We start from the raw sequence: 26631 nt of genomic DNA on the forward strand, positions 1-26631 counted from the left end.
TTTCCATCCGTCTTAATGAGTTTCACGCCGCAATACAAACACCTTCACTATGCGCTACCGCAACACCCTGTTTCTACTCTTCCTATGTCTGGGCCTGGCCCCTGCCGTGTACGCCCAGGGTACGGACTCCACCGCCGCCCCGGAGCTGATCACCTCCGTAGAGGGCATCACCGAATACCGGCTGGACAATGGCCTGACCGTACTGTTGTTTCCCGACCAGTCGGTGCCCACCATCACCGTCAACGTGACCTACAAGGTGGGCTCCCGCCACGAGGGGTATGGCGAGACCGGCATGGCCCACCTGTTGGAACACCTCGTATTCAAGGGCACGCCCGATCACCCCAATATTCCCCAGGAGCTCACCGAGCACGGTGCCCGGCCCAACGGCACCACCTGGTACGACCGCACGAACTACTTCGAAACCTTCTCGGCCACCGAGGAGAACCTCGACTGGGCCCTGGACATGGAGGCCGACCGCATGGTCAACTCCTTTATCGCCAAGAAGGACCTCGATAGCGAGATGACCGTAGTGCGCAACGAATTCGAGAGCGGGGAGAACGACCCCGGCGGCGTACTCATGGAGCGGGTGCTGAGCACCGCCTACCTCTGGCACAACTACGGCAAGTCGACCATCGGCTCCAAGGCCGACCTCGAGAACGTGCCCATCGAGCGCCTGCAGGCCTTTTACCGCAAGTACTACCAGCCGGACAACGCCGTGCTCGTCGTAGCCGGCAAGTTCGACCCCGAGACCACCCTTGACCTGATCGTGGAGAAGTTCGGCAGTATCCCCCGCCCCGAGCGCGAACTGTACCCCACTTACACCCGCGAGCCGGTACAGGACGGGGAGCGCTTCGTAGAGCTCAAGCGTGTAGGTGACGTACAGGTGGTACAGGCCGCCTACCACCTGCCCGCCGGTCCGCATCCCGACTACGCGGCCATCGCGGTACTGATGGACGTGCTGGTCAGCGAGCCCAGCGGCCGACTCTACACCGCCCTGGTCGAAAACGGGGACGCTAGCTACATCTGGGGATTTGCCCCAGCCCTGGCCGAGCCCACCTTTGCCTTTTTCAACGCCAACGTACTCAAGGAGAACGACCTGATGGAGGTCGAGCAGCAACTGAAGAACACCCTGGATAGCCTGGCGCAGAACCCCCCCACCGAGGAGGAGGTCAAGCGGGCCAAGGACGGCATCCTGAAGAACTTCGAGATCGCCCAGCGCGACGCCAACCGCGTAGGCCTGACCCTGAGCAGCTACATCGCCCAGGGCGACTGGCGGCTCGGCTTCATCTACCGCGATCGCGTGGAGGAGGTCACGCCCGAAGACGTCCTGCGCGTAGCCGAGAAGTACTTCAAGCCACAGAACCGTACCATCGGCCGCTTCTACCCCGTAGCGACGCCCGACCGCGCCGAGATCCCCGAAGTGAACGACCTCACCACCATCACGGATGGCTACGCGGGGCGTGAAGCCATCGACGAGGGCGAGGAGTTCGATCCCGCCTACGACAACATCGACGAGCGGACCGTCAGCGGTACCCTGGGCGAGAACGACAATATCGAGTACGCTCTGCTGCCCAAGGAGACCCGCGGCAATAGCGTCAACGCCCAACTGACCGTCCGCTTCGGTAACCTGGAGGCCGCGATGGACCGTTCCGTAGCCGGTGCCAAGGCCGGTAGCATGCTCATGATGGGCTCCGAAAAGTATACCCGCCAGCAGATCCAGGACAAGCTCGACGAGCTGAAGGCCCAGGTCTATATCGGTGGTGACGGCGACGGGGCGTTTGCCTCGATCACGACGGAGAACAGTCAGCTGCCCGCCGTCATCGACCTGATCGGTGAGGTGATGCGCAACCCCACCTTCCCCCAGTCGGAGTTCGATAAGATGATCAAGGAAGAACTCGCCAGTATCGAGGAGAACCGCAGCGACCCCCAGGCCATCGTCTTCAAGGAGATGCAGCGCCGCATGAACGACTACCCCAAGGGCCACCCCTACTACACCATGACCTTCGACGAGGAAGTCGAGGCGCTCAAGGCCCTGACGCTCGACGACGTCAAGCAGTACTACACAGACGTATTCGGCGGTGCCGACATCACCTTCTCCGCCAGCGGAGATATGGACGTAGAGGCCGTCAAGGAGGCCCTGGAACGCAACTTCGGCGACTGGACCAGCCCCACCGAATTCGAGCGCATTCCGCGCGAGTACACCGCGCTGACCCCCGATGCCGTCATGATCGAGACCCCCGATAAGGCCAACGCCTGGTTCGTCGCCGTACAGCGCCTGGAGATGAACGACGAGCACCCCGATTACCCCGCCCTGGTGCTGGGCAACTACATGCTCGGCGGTGGCTTCCTCAATAGCCGGCTCGCTACCCGCATCCGCCAGCAGGATGGCCTCAGCTACGGCGTAGGCAGTCAGTTCAACGCCAGCTCGCTCGACGACGTAGGTACCTTCCTGTCCTACGCCATCTACAATCCGGAGAATCGCGAGGCGCTGGAAAAGGCCTTCCGCGAAGAGATCGAGAAGGTCCGCACCGAGGGCTTCACCGCCGAGGAGATCGCCGCGGCCAAGAGTGGCTGGCAGCAGAACCAGGCCGTGAGCCGCGCGCAGGACCGCAGCATGGCCGGCGAGCTCGGCAGCAACGCCTACCTCGACCGCACGATGCAGTGGGACAAGCAACTCGAAGAACAGATGATGGCCCTCACCCCCGAGCAGGTCAACGCGGCCGTCACCAAGTACATCGACGCCGACCAGATGGTCTTCCTCCGCGCCGGTGACTTCGCCAAGACCGAGTCGGTGAAAAAACCGTAGGAATAGTTTGGTAGTTCTGTAGTAGGTAGTTCTGTAGTGGGTGGTCCCCTACAGAACTACCGAACTACCTACTACAGAACTAAACCACCGAACTACCTTCGCACCCATGCGCTACCTACTCCTCTTTGCCCTGGCTACCTTTCTCTGCACCTGCGACCCCGCCCCGGAAACTACGCAGACGACGACCGAGGGCCCCGACCGTGCCGCAAATGCTGCGCCCACCACTATGCTGACCGCTGCCGGCGTAGAAGCGGAAACGGTATTCAACTTCGAAGACATCATCTGGGGCTTCACCTGGCTGCCCGACGGCAAGATGCTGGCGACCGTCAAGGATGGCCGCCTGCTGCTGGTCGAGGGCGATTCCAGTACGCTAGTGTCGGGAGTGCCCGAGGTGCGTACTGCCGGTCAGGGTGGGCTGCTGGACGTGCTGCTGGACCAGGACTTTGCCACCAACCGCTTCGTGTACCTAAGCTATAGTCGTTCCGAAGATGGGGGCGATAAGGGCTTCACTTCCGTGGGGCGTGGCCGCCTGAGCGAGGATGGTAGCCAGCTCGAGGACTTCACTTCCCTCTACGATGGCGGACCGGCCACCGATAAGGGGCAGCACTACGGCAGCCGCATGGTATGGGGACCCGAGGACGGTCACCTCTACTTCACGATCGGTGATCGCGGCAACCGCGACGAGAACCCCCAGGATACCACCCGCGACGGCGGTAAGGTGTACCGGATCGCGGCCGACGGAAGCATTCCTGCGGATAATCCCTTCGTAGGCGTCCAGAACGCTAAGGAAGCGATCTACTCCTACGGCCACCGCAACCTACAGGGTATGGCGGTGAACCCTACCACCGGCGAGATCTGGGAGCACGAGCACGGCCCCCGCGGCGGTGACGAGATCAACATCATCCAGGCCGGCAAGAACTACGGCTGGCCCGTGATCACCTACGGTATCAACTACGACGGCAGCCAGATCACCGAGGAAGTATCGAAGCCGGGCATGGAACAGCCCCTTCACTACTGGGTACCCAGTATCGCGCCCAGCGGCATGGCCTTCATCACGGGCGACCGCTACGCGGGTTGGGAGGGCGACCTGCTGGTCGGCAGCCTCAGGTACAGCTACATCAAACTGCTGCACCTGGACGGCAAGGAGGTCACCGGCGAGCAGGATATCATCAAGAACATCGGCCGGCTGCGCGACGTGCGGATGGGTCCCGACGGCTACATCTACGCCAGCATCGAAGGCACGGGCATCGTGCGCGTCGTACCCGTTTAGCTCTAGCGGCCGCTACGCGCTGCTTCCCAACCATTCAGGATCACCTTGCGTTCGGCCCCCCAGCGGTAGCCGCCCGACGTGCCATCGCCCCGGATCACCCGGTGGCAGGGGATGAGGTAGGCGATCGGGTTCTTACCAATGGCCGTACCTACGGCCCTACTCGCTGTGGGCCTGCCGATCGCCTGGGCCAGATCGCCATACGCTACGGCTTCCCCCTCCGGTATGCGCAGCAGGGCTTGCCAGACCTGTAGCTGGAAGGGCGTACCCCGCAGGTCTAGTCCGATCGGTCGGGGCGGTGTCGTCTGCTCCTGGAAATACTGGATCACCCGCTCGGTCTGGGGGCCGGTCCCACTGCGCAGCCGAGCCTCGGGGAAGTGTTGGCGTACCTCTGTTTCCGCTTCCTCGGGTGCGGAGAGAAAGGCCAGGTGGGCGATGCCCCGCGGTGTTTCTACGGCTACGGCGGGCCCGAAGGAGGTCTCGAAGCCCCGGTACGTCAGTTCCACTCCCGCGTGTTGCCGTGCGAAATCCCCCGGCGAGCAGCCCGCTACCTTGACGAAGTGATCGTGGAGTCGGCTGCTGCCCGATAGTCCGCCGGCGTAGGCCGTGGCCAGGGTCGAGCGGCCGGCGAGCAGGGAGGCCTTGGCGCGCTCGGTGGTCAGGTACTGCAGGTAAGCCTTGGGGGATACGCCGGCCCACTCGGTGAACAGCCGCTGCAGGTGGTACTTGCTCAGGTGTACATGGGCGGCTACGTCGGCCAGGTCGGGCTGGGCGGACTGCCGGTCGCGCAAGAACGCGATAGCGCGTGCAATGGTCTGGTAGGTAGCGGAATCGTGCATGCCACAAAGCTAGCCGGGCGGGGCCGCGGGTGCAATCCGAATCTTGCTAAGGCGGTGCGGGCGCGCGGCTAGGCCAGGGCGCTACCGATCAGGAAGAAGGCGACGAGCAGCACGACGCAGCCGGCCAGGATGAGGCGCGTCTTTTCGATGCGGCTCTGGCTGGCGCGCTGCGACTTGCGCAGGTCGTTGAGGGGCGTCTGTGCGTCGTGGTTGATGCGGCAGCTGTAGTCGTAGTGATTGCCACCGGTGTGATCGATGGATACCTCGCACAGCTCCTGATCCAGGAAGACGGAGTAGGTCTTGGATTCGCGAACCTCGAAGTCGATGGTCACCACCTTATCGTTGCAGTGCAGGACGACGTGCTGCGTCTTATCCCCGTGGAAGAGACCGAGCTTGTAGTTGGTGCCCTGGTGGCCGGTTATGTTCCACGCATACTGTGGCATAAGGAGTGGCCGCGGGCCATTTTGTAGGAGCAATTAAGGTACCCCAAGATTTCTGTTTTTTGGCAATTTTAACACTCCCCCCGGGCTAGGGTAGGGGGCCTACGTCTTTATGCAACAGGGCAGACACATCGAGCCCCGGCCAGTCCCCCACTACGTCGAGCAGCCGGAAGCGGGTGAACAGCTCCTCGCGGTACCAGCCGCGCGCCCGGGTGAGTTGTACGACCTCCTTGTGGTGAGTGCTGGAGTAGGCAAATTCGGTCATGGCCGCACCGCTGGTCCACAGGCTGAAGGTGGCCTGCATGAAGACCGGATACTCCCCGATACCGATACTGAGCAGCCGCTCGGGCCGCCCGTAGACCGAGGCGCTGGTGCGGGGCACGTAGCGCCAGAAATCGGGCAGCTTATGGGGGTAGATCGTAGCGCGGGTGATCACGGCTACCGGCGCGTGCTTGTCGTAGTCCTCCGGACGGGGGGTGAACGGATTACCACCTCCCCACTCCCCGTGCGTCAGGGTGGCCTGCAGGTAGAAGGTGACGCGGTCGCGGCTGTGGGCCCGCGCATCGGCGTACCAGGGGTGGTTGGCGAAGAAATCCTCCGCCGCGCTGCGCTCCGTCCAGTGGCCGACCAGGGCGTACACCCCCCAGTTGGGCGCCACGCTGAAGCCATTGCCGCCGCCGCTGCCCATCATGCGGTGGAAGGTCAGGCCCGGCGTACCGGCCAGGCGGGCGTGGGCCAGCTGCATCTGGGACAGGGCCCAGAAGCGGTTGCGCAGGCCGGAATAGTCGAAGAGCGTGAGGGTAGTAATGCCGGGATTCTTTAGCCAGCAAACCGAGGGGGTGGGGGAACCGTTCAAAAAAAAGTCGGCCTATACTGCCCGCGAAAGTGTAATTTCCGCCCTGATGGAGTTGAAAATGAAGAAAGAGGGTAAGTTCGAGTACCTGGAAACGGGGGGGCCGGGCGAAGTCCTGCTTCTACTCCACGGCCTGTTCGGGGGCTTAAGCAATTTCGGGGCGCAGATCGAGGCCTTCCGCGGCCGCTACAACGTCGTGCTGCCCACCCTGCCGATGTTTTCCCTGCCCCTGCGCAAGGTTTCCCTGGCCGGACTGGTCGACCACGTAGCCGACTTCGTAGAGTACAAGCAATTCACCAACCTGCACCTGATGGGCAACAGCCTGGGCGGGCACGTCGGTATCCTCTACGCCCTCGACCGGCCCGACCGCGTAGCCTCCATTACGCTGGCCGGCAGCAGCGGACTCTTCGAAAGCGCCATGGGTAACAGCTTTCCGCCGCGCGGCAACTACGAGTTTATTAAGAACAAGGTGGAAACTACCTTCTACGATCCCGCCACCTCCACTAAGGCGCTGGTCGACGAGGTGTACGACACGGTCAATGACCGCAACAAGGGACTACGGATCGTGATGACGGCCAAGTCCGCCGTACGCCACAACCTGGCCCACAAACTGCACGACATCGTAGCGCCGACGCTGCTCGTCTGGGGCAAGCAGGACGCCATCACGCCCCCCTTCGTCGGGGAGCAGTTCGAGGAGCTCATCCCCGACGCCGAGCTACACTTCATTGATGAGTGTGCCCATGCGCCAATGATGGAGCGCCCCAGGGAGTTCAACCGACTGCTCGGCAACTTCCTGGAGCGCGTAAGTAGTAGTAGCGTAGCCCGCCGGGCCTAGCGCGTCGCCTGGTCCGCGTCGATGACGCCCCAACCGAAATCACCATCCCGACTGGGATAGAAGTTCGCGGCCCGCTTCATGCGGTCCAGCACCTGCTCGCGGCTCTGCGAAGGATCGGTACCCCACACCAGGGCGGCAATACCGGCCGTAGTAGCCGTAGCGGCGCTCGACCCACTGACGTAGCCGGGCTGGTTACTCTCCCGACTCAGGGTCAGGCTGACGCGCTCGTCGTCCTCGCGGCGCTGCATGACTACGGCAAAGTCGACCTTGCTGCCGTCGTGGCAGATGTCGCAGCGATCGAAGGGCGTACCCGAGCGGATACCGGTCACGGCCACCGTCTCGTCCATACTGGCGGGGAAGATGACGCCGTACCAGCTGGTCCAGGAGAAGCTGGTGCCGGCGGCGGCCAGGATCAGCTTGCCGCGGTTGTGGGCGTAGCGCACACCGTCCTCCACCGTACCGCTGCTGAACACATCGCCGATGGACATACTGATCACCTGCGTCCCCGCACTGTTTCCGGCAATGACCAGGGCATCCCTCACGCCGCGCTTTTCCTTGCTGGCGTTGATGACCACGTCACTGGCGGCGCGGATAGCGAGCAGGTCGCTGCGGTAGGCCACCCCTACGGTACTGCCGTTGCCGTTGCGCGGGGCGGTGGCTACACCGGCCATTTGGGTACCGTGACCACACTGGTCGTCGGGCCCATCGGTACGGCTACTCCACCAGCTGGGCTGGTAAACACCCAGACGTGTTAGGGCGCGGCCGCTGCCGAAGGTGCCGTTGAGTTCATTCTGCTCGGGGTAGGTGCCGGAATCGATGATACACACGCCGATGTCCTCGCCCTGACTACGCTCCCAAGCCTGCTCGATGTTCATGTAGCGGTAGTTCCAGGGCACCTTGGCGCCGGGGGATACGGTGGTGTAGTCGGCCGCGGGCACGGCGCTGGGGGCCGCCTCTCCGCAGCCGCTGCCGGACCGCAGTTGCACCTCCTGCAGCGTATAGTTACTGGGTTCCAGGTAACGGACGTCCGCCCGCTGCCGAAACTCGGCCAGCACCTCCGGGTGCAGGATCCGGATCTCCAGGATGGGCAGTACGCCGTCATCCGGGGCTACGAAGAGCTCCGCCTCGGTCACGGTCTTGCCGGTATGGCGGGCGGTGGCGGCCAGCAGATCGCTGACCAGTTCGTCGCGGGTCTGCAGCCAGGCGCCGGCGGTCACGTCGATGGTGTGGATCTGCGCATTGAGGTCGGTAAAGCCGGCCGGCTGGTAGCCGAGCACGGCTTGGTGGTCGCTGAGGCGCAGGGCGGACCAGACGGTCGCCACGTCGGCCGCGTTCCAGTCGAACACCTCGTCGGTGGTCTGCAGGTGAGTCTCTACGCGGGCATTGAGTGCGCTACGGGTGAGGGGGGTACTGGTGGTAGTTTCGGGTTGCAGCTCCCCGGTCTGGCAACCGGTGAATAGGAGCGAAAGGAGAAGGGCTAGGGGTAAAAGTCGCTGCATGATTGGGATTAGAGGGAGCGCGCCGTACCGATAAGGGCAGGGGCGCGTCCGCAGGTGCAAAGGGAGGCGAAGTACCTCGAAGTGCCTAAAGTAGTCGATTAAACTAGGATTAACAAGGCTAGCCAATCCTTTAGGGTATGCTTAACGGGGTGCAGTGCGGTACGTTTGCTTTTCGATACACTGCCGCTGTTGTACCGTGCGTGGGGTGGGCTTGCGCCACCATCAGTCCCTATACCTAGACCGCTCAGACAGAAGTGGACCGCGACAGTCTGCTGCTCGACCAGGGCTACGGCAGCAGCCCGCCTACTTTCTAGTAGTAGCTTGTCGGATCGGCTTTTCAAGCTGGAGTGGTCTTATGTGGCCTTAGTAGAAGTGGAATATGTACGTTGTCAAGCCGGCATGAGTAGCGCGTTGTGATAGTTTTGTAACACCCCGCCCCGGGAGGCATCTAAGCCAGAAAGATTACCATGCAAAACCCACTCTCCACGACGTACAGTGAGGCTGAAAACCGCACGCTCGTCGGGGCCGCCGTAGCTGGCGACCGCCGCGCCCTCGACGCACTGGTCAGCTTGCACCAACCCTTCATCTACAATGTGGCCTGGAAGATGGTGCACGACCCCCACGACGCGATGGACCTGACCCAGGAAACCCTCCTTAAGGTCATTACCAAGCTGGCGCAGTTCAACGGGCGGTCGAGTTTCCGGACCTGGCTGTACCGCATTGTGATGAATGAATTCCTGATGGGGAAGCGGCGTAAGGGTGAGGAGGCCTTTAGTTCCTTCGCCGATTACGGGGCCAGACTCGACGCCGTTCCCGATGCAGAGCTTACCCGGGAGGAGGAGATCGAACAGGAGGAACTGAGCCGGGAGATGCAGGTGCGCTGTATGTCGGGCATGCTGATGTGCCTGACGCGCGAGCAGCGCCTGATCTACATCCTGGGCGATAGCTTCGGGATCGATCATAAGGTCGGGGCGGATATCTTCGGTATCAGTCCGCAGAATTTTCGCGTCCGGCTGCACCGTACCCGCAAGGAGTTGTACAACTACATGAACAACAAATGCGGACTGGTCAACCGGGCCAACCCCTGCCGCTGTCCCAAAAAAGCGCGCACCCTCAAGCAGATGGGGGCCCTGGATGAGGACAATCTATTATTCAGCCGCGGATACAGATCCAAGATCGCTACCTACGTCACCGCGAACTACGCCGAGGCGGGAGAGGCCTTCAGTGAAAAGTACACGGAGCTGTTCCGCGATCACCCAGCGCGGGAGGAGTTCGACAAGCGTACGGCCGTCTCAGAGATCATCGATAACGACGAACTGATGAAGTATTTTGAATAAGGTGGGCCGGCTTTTGTAACACCCGCCCCCCTCCCGCATCCAATCGGTGAGCGCAAGCACAAAAGCGCTAGTACTATGGAAATCAAAAGAACGTTCACCGTTGACCGACCCATCGAAAAAGTCTGGGACGTGCTTGGCAACGACTTCGGTGGGGCCGCTAAGTGGGCTACCGGACTCTACCACTCCGAAGGCTACGGCGCTCCGCAACTCGCCGGTGCCAGCTGTAACAACCGCGCCTGCGACACCAATCAGGGTAAGATCAAAGAGGTCATCCGGGTTTTCGACGTCGACAATCATCACCTGGCATACGCAGTCATCGAGGGCTTCCCGGGCTTCGTTAAATCGGGGGTCAACAACTGGCGGCTAACCGACCTCGGGGACGGCCGGACCCGCGTCGACATCCACTTCATCGCTGTTCTGCAGGGCCTATTAGGTACCATTATGAGACCCATGATGGGCTGGCAACTAGGCAGGGTTTTCGACCAGGCGCTGGCCGACTTCAAAATCTACGTCGAGACCGGTAAGCCGAGCTCCGCCAAGGCTAAGGAACTAGCTGGGCGGTCCGGTAAGGCGGCCTGACAAGGTTCGGGATATTTCGACAGGCTACTCATTTAATTCATTTCACTGCACCCGCGTCCCCGCCCAAACTATGGCGGTGGACCGGACCAACTATGCTACCATGCGATTCACTTCAAGAACCTATACCATCCTTATTCTTAGCATCATTACAGTGCTGGCATTTTCGCTGTCTCTAGCGGGCCAAAGCATGGCGAAGGACTACCGCAAGATGACCATTACCCGCACCATCAACGCACCGGCCGAGCGCGTCTGGGCGGCGTTGGTAGGCGACTATGGCGAAATATCAAATTTCAGTCCGTTCATCTATACGTCGAACTACGAATCCGGCTCACTTAAGGGCGAGGTCGGTGCCCAGCGCAAATGTAGCTTCAACGCTACGGGCAGCCGCTGGACCAAGGAGCAGATTATGGAACTCGATGACGAAAATATGCGGATGAAGAACGTCATTGTCGAAGCGCAGAAATTCCCGCTGGAACTCGACAATACCTTCGCCACTTACTTCGTGGTCGATAACGGGGACGGAACTGCTACGGCAGGTTATGAATTCAATTTCCGTACCAGTCCGGCGTTTATGGGGGGGCTGGTTACGGGTTCGTTCAAGAGCAGCCTCAACGAGACACTCATCGGCCTGGACCACTACCTCGCTACCGGCGAGCATGTAACCGGTGGCTCGGATAATGCCCGGCGGGTACTAAAACTGTACAAGTCCGACGACCGGTACGGGGACTTTGCCTACACCCTGGTAAAGATGGAGGGAAAGACAAAGTAGGTGGAAGGTTACTACGTCCTGCCTGTAGGCTTACCGCGGTACCGTATCACTTGCCGGTCTACATCGATTTTTCCTCCGGCTTGGCTCCGGCTACCTATATGCCTTTTGCCGATCTCCTTTACCTGGTGCAGGACTTCGCGCAACAGTCCGGGTTTCGTCAGTTCTATCGCGACCACGCCGCAGACTATGCGGACCAGATCGAGCGGCAACGACGACTGGTGCCGGTGCACCACATGTGGGAATGGATGGAACGGGAATCTCCGGAGCGCATGGACCACTACGCGATCGTGTTCTCTCCGCTGATCGGCGGTTCTCAATCCACGCAGCGCTTTCAGGAAAACCCGTTTGACTCTCTTTACAGCTTTCGCGAAAGTATCATGTTTGTCAATGGGCCGGACGAAGTGCAAACTACTGGTTACGACACGCTCACGCAGGAAGCTTTGCAGTCTGGTATCGTCTTTACGGAGATTGACCACAACTAGGTGAACCCAGTGACGGGGAAGTACCGCGACATAATTACGGATAAGATGGGGGCACTCACCGACTGGAATAGCCGAGCGGGATCCGGCTACTACGATTCAGCCGAAGCTACCTTCAACGAGTACCTGACGCATGCCCTGTTTTGTCTCTACGTCCAGGAGACGTACCCAGCGGAAGTAGCCAGACTGGTCATCGACCGCAGGGAAGACCTCATGGTCCAGCGGGATTTTCCCCGGTTTCGCGCCTTTAATCAGGCGTTCCTGGCACGTTTCGCGAAGGAAGCGCGTAGGCAGCCTTTATCTGACAGCTATCCCGACATCGTCGATCTGCTCGGTATGGACTAGTGATGTGTCAGCTTGAAGGGGTTTAATGGTGACAACTTTTAAAGGGGCAGGTGCTTATCTGAGAAAAGGGTCGTTAATTCAAGCTGCTCGATATAGGATGAATAAAAATTCAATAGCTAAAAAGCTGCTAGCCCTGAAGCAGGCAGACCTAGACTTGCGCAACCAGCTCCTACAAGGCGGTCAACTAAGCGAAGGGTACAATAAGGAGATGGAGGCCCTGCACCGAAGCAATGCACAGCAACTGGCCCAACTGATCGATACGATCGGCTATCCGACCGTCGAGCGGGTGGGGGAGGAGGCCAGCGCGGCGGCCTGGCTGTTGATTCAGCATGCGATCAGTCTGCCGGACTTTATGCGGCGGTGCCGTACGCTACTGGAAGAGGCCGTGCGTGCCGGGCAGGCCGACCCCGTCCACCTGGCCTACCTGAGCGATCGCATTGCCGTATTCGAGGGGAAAGTGCAGCGGTACGGTACGCAGTTCGACTGGGATGCGGAGGGGAGGCTGAGTCCCCAATTGCTCGATGATCGGGCTATGGTCGATGCGCGGAGAAAAGCGATTGGCCTGAACACCCTGGAGGAGCAGACTGAACTGCTGCGGCAGCGGGCCGACGGGGAGAAGCAGGTGCCGCCGGGGGATGCGCGAGACAGAAAACGTGCGTACGATATATGGAGAAAAGCGGTAGGCTGGATCGATTGAGTGAGATAATAGCTGCTCCGTTTCGCTTTACCACGCCTACCTCCGCACCCGCGTCCGCGCCCCAACGACCTAGTCAAAAAGCTGATCCAGACCGAGCGCTTCCGTGTCCAGGTACATGATGTTCCACTCCCCGTAGGTGTAGTTGCCGAGGTTTTCCGCGCGGGTGAAGAAGAAGTACCGGCCGTCGCGGGAGAAGCGGGGCTCGCTTTCTTCATCGGGGGAGTTTACCTTGTCTCCGAGGGGTACGGCGGGGCTCCAGCCCGCTGCGGTGCGGCGGGAGACGAAGAGGTCTTCCCCGCCCGCGCCCGAGGGTACGCCGTAGGAGTTGAATACGAGGTAGCGTCCGTCGGGGGAGACGACGGCGGAGTAGACGGCATACTGTGGGTCGTCGAACAGGCCCGTGATGCGGGTGGGGGGCGAGAAGCTGCCCTGCCGGTACGTGGTCTGAAACAACTGGATGGCGGCCGCGCCCGGCTGCAGTGTGGTGAAGTAGTAGGTTTCGTTGTCGGGGGTGAAGAACAGGTTGTTGTTGGCGGTCGGCCACTGCTCGCCTTCCTGCTGTACCTCGTTGATGGGGGAGGGCAGGGGAGCGGGGGTGCTCCAGCCCGTGGGGGTGGCTTCCATCATCCAGACGTTCATGTCGAAGCCGCCCAGGTTGGGTCTGCCCGGGATGGGGCGTTCCGAACCGAAGAAGAAGCGCCGTCCGTCGGGGGTGATGTAGGGCGTCTCGTCGCGGTCGGTGGAGAAGGCGGCGACCGTGGGGGGCGTCCAGCTGCCGTCCACGAAGTTCGATACGTAGATCTGCTGCTTCTCCTCCGGTGCCCGTCGGGGGAAGTATATCGTGCGCCCGTCGGGCGAGAAGGTCGGGGAGAACTCACTGTGGGTATCGGTAGAAATGATGCCCGGTGCGAATACTGTTGCTTCCCGGACCGGCCCGTCCGCGTATACTACTACCTCGCTTGTTTTCGGCGTCGTACAGCCGACTGCGAGCAGCGCCAGGAGGTATACGATATGCTTGGTCATCATTGCCGGTGGTACGTGGGTTTGCTCAGTAATAGTAGACATTAATTGACTTTGGGGCTACATTCCCCCGTAGCCTTGCATTCCGCTGCGTATGAATATCCTCATTGCAACCGACAAATTCAAGGGATCGCTCACCGCCCGGGAGGCCTGCACGGCCATCGCGTCCGGACTACAGCAACGCTACCCAAACGCCACTATCCGGCTAGCTCCCCTGGCGGATGGAGGGGATGGTACCCTGGCCGTACTGGGGGAGTATTTACACCTGCGTCCGCGCCAGATCAGTACCGTAGACCCCCTGGGACGACCCCTGATGGCCACCTACCTGGAGAGCGATGGTACGGCCTACATCGAGCTGGCTACGGCGAGCGGACTGGTACTACTACAGCCGGCAGAGCGCAATCCGCTCCGGACCAGCACCTACGGGACGGGCCTACAACTGCGCGATGCGCTCGACCGGGGGATACGGAAGCTCAGTCTACTGCTGGGCGGCAGTGCAACCCACGATCTGGGGCTGGGGATTGCCGAGGCGCTCGGCGTTCGCTTTCTGGATGCAGGGGGGCTGACTGTCCGGCCCACCGGCGGACGACTACCAACGATCCGATCGATCGAGCCGCCAGCCGTGAAGCCGTGGGAAGGAGCCACTATCGAACTACTATGCGACGTGGACAACCCGTTGTACGGACCCCGCGGTGCGGCACGGGTGTACGGCGCACAGAAGGGTGCCTCGCCCCGGATGGTGGAGCAGTTGGAGGCAGGGGCTGAACACCTGAGCGCCCTACTTATGGCCACCACCGGCGTGTCGGTCGCCGAACTACCCGGCGGTGGCGCGGCCGGGGGCATCGGTGCCGGACTGGTTGCCCTGCTGGGTGCCCGTATGACGGGGGGCTTTGCCTTCGTGAGCGAGCTATCCGGCCTGCACGAGAACATTGACTGGGCGGACGTGGTGGTCAGCGGCGAGGGGCAGGTGGACGATCAGTCGTGGCAGGGCAAGGTGGTCGGCGGGGTGCTGGAACACTGTCGCCGGGCCGGTAAGCCCCTGCACCTGCTGGTGGGGCGTAATGCCCTCCCGGATGATGGGGCGGCCCCGTCGGGTGTAGCGAGCATCCGGGATATTATGCGCGTGGCTCCCGATACAGCCGCTGCCGTGGCGGACGCTGCGCGGTACTTGCGGGTACTGGCTGGTGCGGTGGCAGTGGTGGACGCAGGGTAAGCGGACCGGAGCGGTTCGACTACTGAATTGCTTTGTTTATGCCCGTATATTTTAACCAACATGAAAGACCAACTCAAACAGCGGATGATCCTGATCCGGAACCGGTGGGGATTGTCTAATTCGGTGAAGCGGTGCAGGGAGAGTACGGTGTCGATAAGCGGAAACATGAACGGTACGACGGTGCGGGTGCGGGGCCGGTCTACCGTGGTCATCCCCCGGGGGAGCCTGATCCGGAATGCCCAAATCCACGTTCGGGGTAACGACAACCGACTAGAATTCGGACCCGGGGTCAAGTTCTCGGGTAAAATAGAGCTCTTCGGAGACGGCAATACCCTACAGATCGGTAAGGATACCAAGATAGCCGGTGCTGATTTTATCGTACACGGCGGTAGTACGGTAGAGGTGGGTCCGGCCTGCTATATCTCTACCCAGGTCGATGTACGCACTACGGACAGTCACAGTATCCTTGACGCGAACGGAACCCGGATCAACCCGGATAAGGATGTATACATCGGCGCGCACGTATGGCTCGGCCGTATGGTATCCGTACTAAAGGGCGCCCGTATTCATGCGGGCTCCATGATCGGCACCATGTCGCTGGTGACCGGTACGATACCCGGCAACGTCATTGCCGCGGGTGTACCCGCCAAGCCGATCCGTAAGGGTATCTCGTGGACCAAGGATAAACCCGGGCGGGACATCTAGGCGGTACTTTACGTAGGGCTGCCATCGCGACCACCGCCGTACGACACCCACCAAAAAGCCCGTTATTTGCGCATGCTCCGTAGCCTCTCCGCCCTCCTGCTCTGTACCTTCCTCTGCACCTGCGTCCCCGCCCAGGAGACGGGCTACTACGATACGACGGCCTTCACGCAGGCGGATACGCTGCGGGGGAGTCTGCTGCCGGCCCGGGCGAACTACGACGTGACCTTCTACGGACTGCACCTCGACATAGACCCCGTAGAGCGTACCATCGAGGGTTGGGTGGATATGGACTATACGATCACCGGACAGCTGCCGGTACTACAGCTGGACCTGTACGAGAACCTGCAGATCGACGACATCACGCAGGGGGATACGGAGCTGCGGTACACCCGTAAGGGCAATGCTGTATTCGTAGAACTGCCCCACCCGGTGGATACCGGCAGCCGGTACCGGATGACAATCCACTACGGCGGTGAACCCCGGGAGGCACAGAATGCGCCCTGGGACGGCGGCTTCGTCTGGGCACTGGACCAGCGCTACCGCTACTGGGTAGGCGTGGCCTGTGAGGGCGAGGGGGCCAGCCTCTGGTGGCCCAATAAGGATCACCTCAGCGACGAGCCCGACTCGATGCTCATCAGCGTCACCGTACCGGAACGGATGTACGTGGCCAGCAACGGGAATCTGCTGGAGGAAGTAGAACTGGAGGGGGAGCGCAAGCGGCGCTTCGACTGGTTCGTCAGCTACCCCATCAACAACTACAATGTATCGATCAACGCGGGGCACTACGTGCACTTCGAGGATACCTACCGCAGCTTCGACGGGGAGGAGCTGGCGCTGGACTACTACGTCATGGACTACAACCTCGCCAAGGCCAAGAAACAGTTCAAGCAGGTGACGCCGATGCTGGAGGCCTACGAGCACTACTTCGGCAAGTACCCCTTCTGGGACGACGGCTTTGCCCTCATCGAAACCCCCTACCTGGGTATGGAACACCAGAGCGGCATCGCCTACGGTAACCGCTATATGCGGGGCTACCTGGGGGGGCTGATCCCCGACGATATGGACTGGGATTACATCATCGTCCACGAGGCCGGCCACGAGTACTTCGGCAACTCGATCAGCGTAGCGGACCACGCCGAGATGTGGATCCACGAATCCTTCACCACCTACCTGGAGGCGCTGTACGTGGAGTACCACATGAGCGCCGCCGATGCCCGCCGGTATATGGTGACCCAGAAGAAGTACATCGAGAACGTGCGGCCGATCCTGGGGCCGCTGGGCGTGAACTTCACCGCCTTCGGCTCCTCCGACCACTACTATAAGGGGGCCTGGATGCTGCATACCCTGCGCGGGATGCTCAACGACGATCCGCTGTTCTTAGGCCTGCTCCGCAGCTTCTACCAGGATCATGAGCGGTCTACCGTCACTACCCAGCAGGTAGTCGATTACTTCAGCGCCTATACGGAGCGCGACCTGCAGCCCTTCTTCGACCAGTACCTGAAGCACCCCACCATCCCCGTACTGGAACTGCGGGAGACGGACGGTCAGGTCATGTACCGGCTGCAGGCGGACGTGCCGGGACTAGCCATGCCCCTCGGCCTACTCATCGACGACGAGCCGGTACGGGTGACGGCTACGGCAGACTGGCAGCCCATGGGGCGGGGTATCGCGCTGGATGCCGTGCGGGTGGATGGTACGCGCTTTTTGGTGGACCGGCAGGTAGTTGAAAACCCTGAGTAGATCAAGGGAACCGCAGAGGGCGCAGAGGGTCGCTGAGCGAGTGGTAGCCTATGGCTCTCCGCGTTTCTCCGCGCCCTCTGCGGTTAAGTTATTTTCCTACAGCATTCACTGCAGCAGCTAGCTCGTCGTACCATGCCTGTCCATACTTTCTGATCAGGGCCGGCTTGGCGAACTCGTATACCGCGATCCGCTCCCGCTCCCCCCGGGTGCAGGCGGCCGAGCAGATGTCCCAGACGTCGTAGTTGAGGGCTTCGAAGTCGGTGTGGGGGTTCTTGTTGATGCGGATGGGGTAGAGGTGACAGCTGATGGGCTTCTTCCAGGCAATGGCCCCATCGTTGTAGGCCTGCTCGATGCCGCACTGGGCGGTGCCGGTACCGTCCAGGGTCATGTAGGCACAGGGGCCGCCATCGATCAGGGGGGTATCGTGGCCTTCACCGTTGGCGGTATACTTTCCCTGCTCGGCGATCACGGCGCGGCCGGCGTCGGTGAGGTAGGGGGATACGGCGGGGTAGATGTCTTCTAGGATGGGTAGCTCGTCGTCGTCCAGCGGGGCACCGTAGTCGCCCTCCCAGCAGCAGGCGCCCTTGCAGGCGGTAAGGTTGCAGGCGAACTGCTCGGCGACGATATCGTCCGAGACCAGGATGGAGCCAATGAGTAACAAGGGGGCAGGGGGTTGAGGGGTTAGGGGGTAAAGGTAAGGCCGTATCTTGCCTCTTTGGTCCTTCGGTCCACTACGATCCATTCTCCAATGTCTACCAACCCCGCACCCCCCTGGTCTATGCTGGCCGCCCGCCTGGAGGGTGAGCTGGAGACCGACGCCCTGCACCGTATTCTGTTCGCTACCGACGCCAGCGTGTACCGGGAGCTGCCGCGGGCTGTAGTCTTCCCGCGTTCGGAAGCCGATATAGTAGCCTGCGTGCACTTCGCGCGGCGGCACGGGGTGCCGATCACACCGCGGGCGGGGGGGACTAGTCTGGCCGGACAGGCCGTCGGCAAGGGACTCATCGTCGATGTAAGTCGCCACCTGCGCAAGATCATCGAGATCAATGCAGAGGAGGGCTATGCCGTCGTTGAGCCCGGTGTGATCCGCGATCAGCTCAACGCGGCGCTGCAGGAGCACGGCTACTGGTTCGGGCCCAATACCAGCACGGCGAACCGCTGTACGCTGGGGGGTATGTTCGGCAACAACAGCTGTGGCAGTACCAGCATCACGGTGGGAAGTACGCGGGAGCATACGCTGGAGGCGCGGGTGGTGCTTAGTGATGGGAGTGTGGTGTCTCTTTCTGCTGGTATCCTCTCCCCCGGTTTCCTCTCCCCCGGCCCCTCTCCAGGAGAGAGGGGAGGAGACCCGAATAGTATTGAAAGTAAGCGTTTGTCTTTCTCTTCACCAGAAAGTAGGTCTATTCCCTTCTCCGCTGGAGCGTCAGCTGGGGAGGGGGAATCCCCCATACTGGCGAACGTGCACGGTTGGCTAAGGCAGCACCTATCCAATCCGACTACCCGACAAAAAATCCGGGAAGCCTACCCCAAGCCCGCCGTTACCCGCCGCAACAACGGCTACGCCCTCGATTTGCTGGCCCGGCAGGCGCCCTTCGATCCGGATGGCCCGCCCCTGAACCTCTGTACCCTTCTGGCCGGCTCCGAGGGGACGCTGGCCTTCACTACCCAGCTGAAACTGCGCATCCTGCCCCTGCCGCCGCGGGGCTCGGCGGTGGTGGCCCTGCACTTCACGACGGTCGATGCCAGTTTGCGCGCCACCCAACTGGCCATGGAGACCAGCCCCTTCATGTGCGAGCTGATGGACGATACCATCCTCCACCTCGCCCTACAGAATCACGACCAGCGCAAGAACGCCTCCTTCGTGGAGGGCGACCCCCGGGCGCTGCTGCTGGTGGAGTACCGCGCCGCCACCGACGCCCTTGCGCTGGAGATGGCCCGGCAGTTGGGGAGATCGATGATGGAGCCCGGTCCGCTCGCCGTACCCGCTTACGCCACACCTGCGCTCGCCGGTCAACCGCAGACGGACAAGGTGTGGGCCCTGCGCGCCGCCGGACTCGGAATACTCGGTAACATGGTCGGCGACGCCAAGGCCGTAGCCTGCATCGAAGACACTGCCGTAGCCCTGCCCGATCTGGCTGATTACATCGAGGAGGTGGAGGCCCTCATGCAGCTGTACCGGCAGAATGCAGTCTTCTACGCCCACGCCGGAGCGGGCGAGCTGCACCTGCGCCCCGTGCTGGACCTGAAAAAGACGGCCGACCGGCAGCGCTTCCACGACATCACCCGCGATGTGGCCCGGCTGGTGAAGAAGTACGGCGGCAGCCTCAGCGGCGAGCACGGCGACGGACGGGTCCGCGGACAGTTCCTACCGGAAATGCTTGGCGACGACGTCTACCAGCTGCTCGTGGAGCTCAAGCGGACCTGGGACCCTCAGGGCATCTTCAATCCCGGCAAGATCGTCGAAGCGCCCCCGATGAATGAGGAACTGCGCTACGCTGCGGAGCAGCAGGTGGCCGACTACGACACCCTGCTCGACTTCAGCGCCGACGGGGGCATCCTGCGCGCCGCCGAAAAGTGCAATGGCTCCGGCGACTGCCGCAAGCTCAGCGGTGGGGCCATGTGTCCGAGCTACCGGGCCACCCTGCACGAGCGGGACAGCACCCGCGGCCGCGCCAACGTCTTGCGCGAGGTCCTGACCCAGAACCAGCACGAAGACCCCTGGGCCCACCCCGCCCTGGCCGATGCCCTCGACCTTTGTCTGAGCTGCAAGGCCTGTACGAGCGAATGCCCCAGCACGGTCAATATGACCAATCTGAAGGCGGAATATTTGCACCAGAAACAGGCCAGGGAGGGCCTCTCCCTGCGCACCCGTCTGGTCGCCGCCAACGAGTGGCTTTACCGCACCGGCGGCAGGGTGCCCCGGCTGGCCAACTTACTGCTGGACGCCACCGAGCCGCTCATGAAGTACCTGGTAGGCATCGCGGCGGAGCGTTCCCTGCCCCGCTTTCCGGTGGAGTCGCTGCGCACCTTCTATACCCGCGAGCGGCCCGCGGTGGCGGGTACGCGAGGGCAGTTGTACTTCTTTGGCGACGAGTTTGTCAACTACCAGGACGTGGAGGTCGGCCGCGCGGCCCTGCGGCTGTGGTGGAAGCTAGGCTACGATGTCCACTGGCCGGAGCATGCCGGTAGTGGCCGTGCCCAACTCAGTAAGGGGCTGCTTAAAGAGGCCCGCCGGCTGGCGGCCCGCAACGTAGAGGTGTTCGCCGATCGGGTAGGGGAGCAGGCGCCATTGGTAGGCCTGGAGCCCTCCGCCATTCTGGGTTTTCGCGACGAGTACCCGAAACTGTTCCGTGGTGATCTGGCGGCGCGTGCGCAGGTGCTGAGCGGACACTGTTTCACCTTTGACGAGTGGCTGTTCCGGGAGTTTACCGCCGGCAGGGTGGGGCCGGACGACTTCGGGCACGTGCAGCAGGAGGTGGTTCTGCACGTGCACTGCCACGAAAAGGCCCTGGGCGAGGCCAGTCAGTGCGCCGCGGTGCTCTCGTTGCCCCGCCACTTCAACGTCACCCTGCTCGATAGCGGTTGCTGCGGTATGGCCGGCTCCTTTGGCTACGAGGCCGAGCACTACGAGATAAGTCAGCAGATCGCCGAGCAGTCGCTGTACGCCAAGCTGCGCGGCCGCTCCACCAAAACACTGATCGTAGCGGCAGGTACCAGTTGCCGGCACCAGCTAAAGGACGGGATGGGGCGGCGGGCCTGGCATACGGCGGAGGTGCTGTGGCGGAGTTGGTGAGGGGTTGCAGTTCAGCACTTCGATCCGACCGTTCAGAACATTTCTTGTCAATAGTTTAAATATTATGGGTTGGGAGTTTGGGGTATGCGGTCAGCTACATAGTTTAGTATGGATATCTGATTGGTATTGTCATAGCGTCTACTATACCTGCATCGAATATGTATAGTAGGTCCGGATAATACCCTCCCCGATTAAATCCCAACAAATGAAAATTTGTCTACTACTCACCTTTCTCTTTGTGTTAAGCTCATCCATCACCGCTCAGGATACCTTCGAACCCAACAACACGCTGGCTACCGCCGCTAAATTAGCCTGCGGTAGTTCTCAGACGGCCTTAATTCAGCGTCTAGACGATCGGGATTGGTACAGTGTAGAAATTGCAACTGCCGGATACCTATCAGTCGAACTCACCAACGTTCCGGGTGACATCAATCTCAACTTAGAGATATATGCCCAATTAAACGGGCAGGTGCAGCAGTTGGCAGATGACGATGATAGCTTTTCCTCGAATGGGCAGCCACTCACCGCGACGACCTTCGTAGAGCCCGGCACATATTACGTGCACGTAGAGGACCAGAATAATAATGCCTTTAACAGTACGGAATTTTATACAATTTCCGTCAGCTGCACTCCGAGTGCGCTGGAAGTAAACCAAACGGTCGACCTGGCCGCATCCATTCCGCAAGATACTTGTATCGAGGAGCGCATCTTTGGTGAAAATATGCGCTTCACAACCAGTGCGGACGGAGACAACGATCAGGACTGGTACCGGGTAGTAGTCACTCAGTCCGGTAGTCTGAAGGCTGCGCTTACCGCAGTACCTGCCGATTTAAATTTGGACCTTGGTATCTACGTTCAAGACAATGGCCAGACCCGGCTAATTGCGGATGATGACGATGACTTTTCCAGCAACGGACAACTATTGGTGGCTACCGCGTTCGTCGAGCCAGGTACCTACTTCATACGTATCATCGACCAAAACAACAATGCTACCAGTCAGGAGACGTACAACTTCTGTCTGAGCCTGACGCCCAATGCGTTCGAAGTGAATCAAACCCTGGCACTGGCCGCACCCATTCCACAGGATACCTGCTTCAGCGACAATATCTGGGGAGAGAATACCACTTTTACTACCAGTGCGGATGGTGATAACGACCAGGATTGGTTCGTCGTGGAGATCACCCAGACAGGTAGTCTTAAAGCTTCCCTCACCGCCGTACCTGGCAACATTAACTTAAACCTGGAACTATACATCCGTGAAAATGGCCAGCCCCGGTTAATCGCTGACGATGATGACGATTTCTCAGCTAACGGACAGCTACTGGTAGCTACCGCTTTCGTCACGCCGGGCACCTACTTCGTGCTGGTCCAGGATCAGAACAATAATGCTACCAGTGAGGAGGAGTATAGCTTCTGTTTGGATTTCACTGCCAACCTCCTCGAGGTCAATCAGACCATCGCACTGGCCGCACCCATCCCACAAGATACCTGCTTTGAGGACAATATCTGGGGGGAGAACGCTACCTTCACCACCAGTGCTGAGGGGGACAATGATCAGGATTGGTTCAGCGTAGTGGTCACCCAATCCGGAGTCCTCAAGGCGGCGATTAGTTCCGTGCCCGGAAACATCAATCTAGATCTAGGGATCTACGCATTAGAAAACGGGCAGCCCCGATTGCTCGCCGACGATAATGATGAATTTACATCTAACGGTCAAGCCCAATCATCCGCCACCTACGTGGAGCCCGGGACCTACTACATCCGGGTTATCGACCAAAATAACAACGCTACTAGCGAGGAGAACTATACCTTTTGCCTGACACTCGCACCGAATGTGCTGGAAGTCAATCAGCTTTTTGCCCAGGCCGCACTTATCCCGCGGGATACTTGCTTCGAGGATAATATTTGGGGTGAAAACTCGACCTATACTACTACTACAACTGGCGACAACGATAGGGATTGGTTCCGCGTAGATATCACTGAGCTGGGTAGTCTGACCGTTGATGTCACCTCCGTACCCGCTGATATCAACCTAAATCTTGAGATATACACCGCAGGAGATACCATCACTCCACTGGTTACCGACGGTGATGAATTTTCTTCCAATGGCCAGGATCTTCAAATCGTGCTGCCCATCGATTCCGTCGGAAGCTACTATATCTTGTTAGAGGATCAGGACAACAATCAAACTTCTGAAGAGAAGTATAATCTCTGCGCTTCCTTCGTGGGAGTGGTCAGTACGCATTCTTTGAGTAGTCTTGGCGTGTCCGTCTATCCTAATCCTGCCAGCGACCGTCTTGCCCTTACCGGGCTCCCCCCTACGGGAAGAGTTTCTCTCCTAACTACCCTGGGTAAAGTAGTCTACACTGGTTCCATTACACAAGACGTACTTCAGCTAGGAGATCTGCCTCCGGGTATATATATCCTTGGTGTTCATACTGATGGTAGAATGTATACCGACCGTATCGTCAAGCGATAGGTAGAGCAAGCGAGATCGCAGTAGTGGTGCTCCGCTAATGCGTTCATGTAGTTACGCTGTACAGTACCTTGCCACTATGCGCTGCTACTTATACCTCCTGTTGTCTCTTCTTGCCTTACTTACCGTCGCCTGCGATCCGCCCGAGCAGACCGTCAGCTCCGTCAACCCCAACGACTGGGCCGCCCGCCGCGCCACCCTGCCCGCCGATACCACCCTGGCCTCGGGCGCTACCTACCTGTCGAGCTATTCGCAGATCTATACCGAGACCGAGCACCGGCTGTTCGACCTCACCGGCACCATCAGTATCCGCAACATCAACCTGCGCGACACGGTCTACATCACCCGCGCGGCCTACTTCGGTACCGGCGGACAACTGGTACGCGACTACTTCCAGGACCCCATCCACCTCGGACCGATGGAAACGGTATCCATCATTATCGATATGCGCGACCGCACCGGGGGTACGGGCGACAACTTCTACTTCGAATGGAGCACGCCGCGTGACGTACACGAGCCGCTCTTCGAAGGGGTATACATCTCCACTTACGGGCAGCAGGGACTGTCGTTCAGCACCCGGGGTGTGCGGGTGGAGTAGGTATAGCCGTAAAGCCAGTGAGGCGGGGTCACGGGTGCGGCGATACGGCCTGATTTCGTATCATTCACCCACCCAATACGCTTCTACCGCAATGATTCAGTCCGTCCGCACCCCGATCGTCCACCTGCTACGGGCGTCTATATTTGGAACTCTACTCCTACTCATGGCCTGTCAGTCTTCGCCGGAGCATTCCGCTACCACCGAGGCCGCACCCGCCATGACCCGCTACGACTCCCTGGAGCGTGCTGCGATCTCCGATCCCCTGGTCACGGACATCTATACCGCCGATCCCTCCGCCCATGTTTTTGACGGGACGCTCTACATCTACCCCAGCCACGACGTCGTTAGCGATATCGCCGAGAACGACGATGGCGACCACTTCGCCATGCGCGATTACCGGATTCTCTCCCTCGCCGCTCCCGGTGCGGAGGTAGTAGATCACGGGCCTGCGCTCCGCCTGGAGGATATCCCCTGGGCCAGCCGCCAACTATAGGCACCCGACGCCGCCGAACGGGATGGCCGCTACTACCTCTACTTCCCCGCCCGCGATAGCAACGACCGCTTTCAGATCGGGGTAGCGGTGGGCGACGATCCGGCCGGGCCCTTCGTCCCCGAAGCGGAGCCCATCCCTGGAGCCTACTCCATCGACCCGGCCGTGTTTCGGGATACCGACGGACAACACTACCTCTACCTCGGTGGTATCATGGGCGGGCAGTTGCAGAAGTACCGCGACAATATCTACGGGGAAGACAATGAAGAACCCCCCGCTGACCAAGCTGCCCTGCTCCCCCGGGTGGCCCGTCTGACTGCCGACATGACGCGTCTGGCCGAAGCACCCCGCGCCGTAGAGATCCTCGATGAGAACGGTGAACTACTCTTGAGCGGCGACCACGACCGCCGGTTTTTCGAGGGGGCGTGGGTACACCTGTACGAGGGTACCTACTACCTCAGCTATTCGACCGGTGATACGCACTACCTCGTCTACGCTACCGGTGACAATCCCTACGGTCCCTTCACCTACCGGGGCCGCGTACTGGAACCCGTCGAGGGTTGGACGACCCACCATTCCATCGCCGAGTGGCGGGGTAAGTGGTACCTCTTCTATCACGACTCCGTCCTGTCGAAGGGCAAAACTCACCTGCGCTCGGTGAAGATGACCGAACTGACCTATACCCCCGAGGGAGCTATCGTGACCATCGAGCCGTACGGCAAGTAGCTGTAGTACTGCCTGACTAGCCTACACTCCGGTAAAACTCCAGCAGGCGGCCGGAGGTACGGTGGGGGTAGAAGCGCGGCTCCACCCCGTATGCGTTGATGTGGATGCCGGGCTCCGGCCGCTCATCCACCCACTTACCGATCAGGGCGGGGTCGATGTGCTCGGGTAGGGCAGCTACGATCAGGGGGCGGACGACCGACCATTCCTCCCCCATATACTTGCGGAGCAGGCGGATGATCACGAGGTCGTCGGGGGCGTACTTGGGCATGCTTAGCTTCCTATGGATGAACAGATGTAATCCGGGATGATCCCTGAGGCTTCGATCTCGATCTCGGCGGTGTCCGCGCGGGTGTTGCCGCTGAGCACCAGGGCCGTGGCCACCCCGAAGGTATTGCCACCCAAAATGTCGGTATGCAGCGTATCGCCCACCATCAGGATATCGCCCGGAGATACGGCCGAAAACTCCAGGGCCACGCTATCCAGGCCCATCTGAAACATCTGGGAGGTAGGCTTACCGAACTTTACGAATTTACGCCCCAGCACGTACTCGGCCAGTCGCGCGATACTGCCGGTGGCCAGGGCCACCTCGTTAGCGGCTACGGGGTACAGTAGATCGGTATTGGCTACTACGACGGGCACGCGGCAGCGCCGCAGCAGATTGATCACGAGGTTGACGTCCGTATTCATATCGTAGCCCTCGTCGTCCAGGAAGGCGACGGCACGGATGTCGTCCAGATGATTGAAATCTACCTCCGCGACGGGCACGGCCTCCAGTCCGGCGCCGATGATGTAATCGGCCGAGGCGGGCGTGCCCAGGTAGGCCACCTTGCCCGACTTCACCTTCTGCTCCAGGAAGTGCCGGGTCGTAGCCCCGCTCGTGATGATCTCACTGGCGGGGATACCGGGTAGCCCGTGGTAAGCCAGCCGGTCGGCGGCGGCCTTAGGATTACGGGCCGCGTTATTGGTCAGTACGCGGATATGCTTACCGGCCGCGCGCAGGCTGGCGATGGTTTCCACGGCGCCGGGGATCAGCCCCCGGTGATTGCGCAGTACGCCGTAGCTATCGAAGAAGATCACGGGATAGTCCGCGGTGATGTCCAGAAATTTTCTACAGTTCATACGGGG

General features: G+C 60.7%; 23 protein-coding genes and 1 pseudogene. 16 read left to right on the forward strand and 8 right to left on the reverse strand.

The window, feature by feature from the left end:
* The first annotated feature begins 49 nt into the window (after window positions 1-49).
* Both MJQ68_RS02305 and MJQ68_RS02310 read left to right on the forward strand, forming a co-directional pair.
* Window positions 50-2806: a M16 family metallopeptidase gene (locus MJQ68_RS02305; RefSeq protein WP_238749364.1), complete on the forward strand. Its 2757-nt coding sequence runs from the start codon at window positions 50-52 to the stop codon at window positions 2804-2806.
* A 106-nt stretch (window positions 2807-2912) separates the two neighbouring features.
* On the forward strand, window positions 2913-4076 hold the full coding sequence (locus MJQ68_RS02310; RefSeq protein ID WP_238749365.1) for a PQQ-dependent sugar dehydrogenase: 1164 nt from the start codon (window positions 2913-2915) through the stop codon (window positions 4074-4076).
* 2 nt (window positions 4077-4078) lie between these two features.
* On the opposite strand, the gene MJQ68_RS02315 is transcribed toward MJQ68_RS02310, so the two are convergent.
* From MJQ68_RS02315 to MJQ68_RS02325, 3 genes are all read right to left on the reverse strand, one after another.
* Entirely contained in the window at window positions 4079-4912 is an 834-nt protein-coding gene (locus tag MJQ68_RS02315) for a methylated-DNA--[protein]-cysteine S-methyltransferase (RefSeq protein WP_238749366.1), read from the reverse strand.
* Between the two features lie 68 nt (window positions 4913-4980).
* Window positions 4981-5355, reverse strand: a complete 375-nt coding sequence (locus MJQ68_RS02320; protein ID WP_238749367.1) for a hypothetical protein — start codon at window positions 5353-5355, stop codon at window positions 4981-4983.
* Between the two features lie 85 nt (window positions 5356-5440).
* On the reverse strand, window positions 5441-6208 hold the full coding sequence (locus tag MJQ68_RS02325) for a hypothetical protein (RefSeq protein WP_238749368.1): 768 nt from the start codon (window positions 6206-6208) through the stop codon (window positions 5441-5443).
* Between the two features lie 46 nt (window positions 6209-6254).
* On the opposite strand from MJQ68_RS02325, the gene MJQ68_RS02330 reads away from it, so the two are divergent.
* Complete coding sequence (locus MJQ68_RS02330; protein ID WP_238749369.1) at window positions 6255-7040, forward strand: alpha/beta fold hydrolase; 786 nt, start codon at window positions 6255-6257, stop codon at window positions 7038-7040.
* Here MJQ68_RS02330 and MJQ68_RS02335 read toward each other — a convergent pair.
* A complete protein-coding gene (locus MJQ68_RS02335) occupies window positions 7037-8539 on the reverse strand; it encodes a S8 family serine peptidase (RefSeq protein WP_238749370.1) in 1503 nt (500 codons plus the stop codon). The genes MJQ68_RS02330 and MJQ68_RS02335 overlap by 4 nt on opposite strands.
* Before the next feature lie 467 nt (window positions 8540-9006).
* Here MJQ68_RS02335 and MJQ68_RS02340 point away from each other — a divergent pair, with 467 nt between their 5' ends.
* From MJQ68_RS02340 to MJQ68_RS02365, 6 genes are all read left to right on the forward strand, one after another.
* Window positions 9007-9876: an RNA polymerase sigma factor gene (locus MJQ68_RS02340; protein ID WP_238749371.1), complete on the forward strand. Its 870-nt coding sequence runs from the start codon at window positions 9007-9009 to the stop codon at window positions 9874-9876.
* Window positions 9877-9951: 75 nt separating this feature from the next.
* The gene (locus MJQ68_RS02345; protein ID WP_238749372.1) at window positions 9952-10455 is read left to right on the forward strand and encodes an SRPBCC family protein; all 504 of its coding nucleotides are present in this window, start codon (window positions 9952-9954) and stop codon (window positions 10453-10455) included.
* 187 nt (window positions 10456-10642) lie between these two features.
* On the forward strand, window positions 10643-11224 hold the full coding sequence (locus MJQ68_RS02350) for an SRPBCC family protein (protein WP_238749373.1): 582 nt from the start codon (window positions 10643-10645) through the stop codon (window positions 11222-11224).
* A 50-nt stretch (window positions 11225-11274) separates the two neighbouring features.
* Window positions 11275-11706: a DUF4932 domain-containing protein gene (locus MJQ68_RS02355; protein WP_238749374.1), complete on the forward strand. Its 432-nt coding sequence runs from the start codon at window positions 11275-11277 to the stop codon at window positions 11704-11706.
* On the forward strand, window positions 11707-12048 hold the full coding sequence (locus tag MJQ68_RS02360) for a hypothetical protein (protein ID WP_238749375.1): 342 nt from the start codon (window positions 11707-11709) through the stop codon (window positions 12046-12048). It abuts the gene before it with no gap.
* Window positions 12049-12145: 97 nt separating this feature from the next.
* Entirely contained in the window at window positions 12146-12745 is a 600-nt protein-coding gene (locus tag MJQ68_RS02365) for a DUF6624 domain-containing protein (protein ID WP_238749376.1), read from the forward strand.
* 69 nt (window positions 12746-12814) lie between these two features.
* Here the strand turns inward: MJQ68_RS02365 and MJQ68_RS02370 are convergent, their stop codons facing one another.
* A complete protein-coding gene (locus MJQ68_RS02370; RefSeq protein ID WP_238749377.1) occupies window positions 12815-13810 on the reverse strand; it encodes a TolB family protein in 996 nt (331 codons plus the stop codon).
* Between the two features lie 49 nt (window positions 13811-13859).
* Here MJQ68_RS02370 and MJQ68_RS02375 point away from each other — a divergent pair, with 49 nt between their 5' ends.
* From MJQ68_RS02375 to MJQ68_RS02385, 3 genes are all read left to right on the forward strand, one after another.
* Window positions 13860-14978 carry a glycerate kinase family protein gene (locus MJQ68_RS02375; RefSeq protein WP_238749378.1) on the forward strand — a complete coding sequence of 373 codons (1119 nt, stop codon included), beginning with the start codon at window positions 13860-13862 and terminating at the stop codon, window positions 14976-14978.
* A gap of 60 nt (window positions 14979-15038) precedes the next feature.
* Window positions 15039-15683, forward strand: a complete 645-nt coding sequence (locus MJQ68_RS02380; protein ID WP_238749379.1) for an acyltransferase — start codon at window positions 15039-15041, stop codon at window positions 15681-15683.
* Between the two features lie 72 nt (window positions 15684-15755).
* Window positions 15756-17423, forward strand: coding sequence for a M1 family metallopeptidase (locus tag MJQ68_RS02385; protein ID WP_238749380.1), 1668 nt, complete (start codon window positions 15756-15758; stop codon window positions 17421-17423).
* An 88-nt stretch (window positions 17424-17511) separates the two neighbouring features.
* Here the strand turns inward: MJQ68_RS02385 and MJQ68_RS02390 are convergent, their stop codons facing one another.
* Window positions 17512-18084 (reverse strand): DUF3109 family protein, encoded by a 573-nt coding sequence (locus tag MJQ68_RS02390; protein WP_238749381.1) that lies wholly within the window; start codon window positions 18082-18084, stop codon window positions 17512-17514.
* Window positions 18085-18171: 87 nt separating this feature from the next.
* Here MJQ68_RS02390 and MJQ68_RS02395 point away from each other — a divergent pair, with 87 nt between their 5' ends.
* From MJQ68_RS02395 to MJQ68_RS02415, 4 genes and pseudogenes are all read left to right on the forward strand, one after another.
* Entirely contained in the window at window positions 18172-21216 is a 3045-nt protein-coding gene (locus MJQ68_RS02395) for an FAD-binding and (Fe-S)-binding domain-containing protein (protein ID WP_238749382.1), read from the forward strand.
* Window positions 21217-21421: 205 nt separating this feature from the next.
* Window positions 21422-23695, forward strand: a complete 2274-nt coding sequence (locus MJQ68_RS02400) for a pre-peptidase C-terminal domain-containing protein (RefSeq protein WP_238749383.1) — start codon at window positions 21422-21424, stop codon at window positions 23693-23695.
* A 76-nt stretch (window positions 23696-23771) separates the two neighbouring features.
* Complete coding sequence (locus tag MJQ68_RS02405; protein WP_238749384.1) at window positions 23772-24290, forward strand: DUF3124 domain-containing protein; 519 nt, start codon at window positions 23772-23774, stop codon at window positions 24288-24290.
* 217 nt (window positions 24291-24507) lie between these two features.
* Window positions 24508-25506 (forward strand): annotated as a pseudogene (locus tag MJQ68_RS02415) (glycoside hydrolase family 43 protein).
* A gap of 16 nt (window positions 25507-25522) precedes the next feature.
* On the opposite strand, the gene MJQ68_RS02420 reads toward MJQ68_RS02415, so the two are convergent.
* Both MJQ68_RS02420 and MJQ68_RS02425 read right to left on the reverse strand, forming a co-directional pair.
* The gene (locus MJQ68_RS02420; RefSeq protein ID WP_238749386.1) at window positions 25523-25774 is read right to left on the reverse strand and encodes a hypothetical protein; all 252 of its coding nucleotides are present in this window, start codon (window positions 25772-25774) and stop codon (window positions 25523-25525) included.
* A gap of 2 nt (window positions 25775-25776) precedes the next feature.
* On the reverse strand, window positions 25777-26625 hold the full coding sequence (locus MJQ68_RS02425) for an HAD-IIA family hydrolase (RefSeq protein ID WP_238749387.1): 849 nt from the start codon (window positions 26623-26625) through the stop codon (window positions 25777-25779).
* Between the last annotated feature and the right edge of the window lie 6 nt (window positions 26626-26631).

The organism is Neolewinella maritima (genome assembly GCF_923081025.1).
GTDB classification, from domain to species: domain Bacteria; phylum Bacteroidota; class Bacteroidia; order Chitinophagales; family Saprospiraceae; genus Neolewinella; species Neolewinella maritima.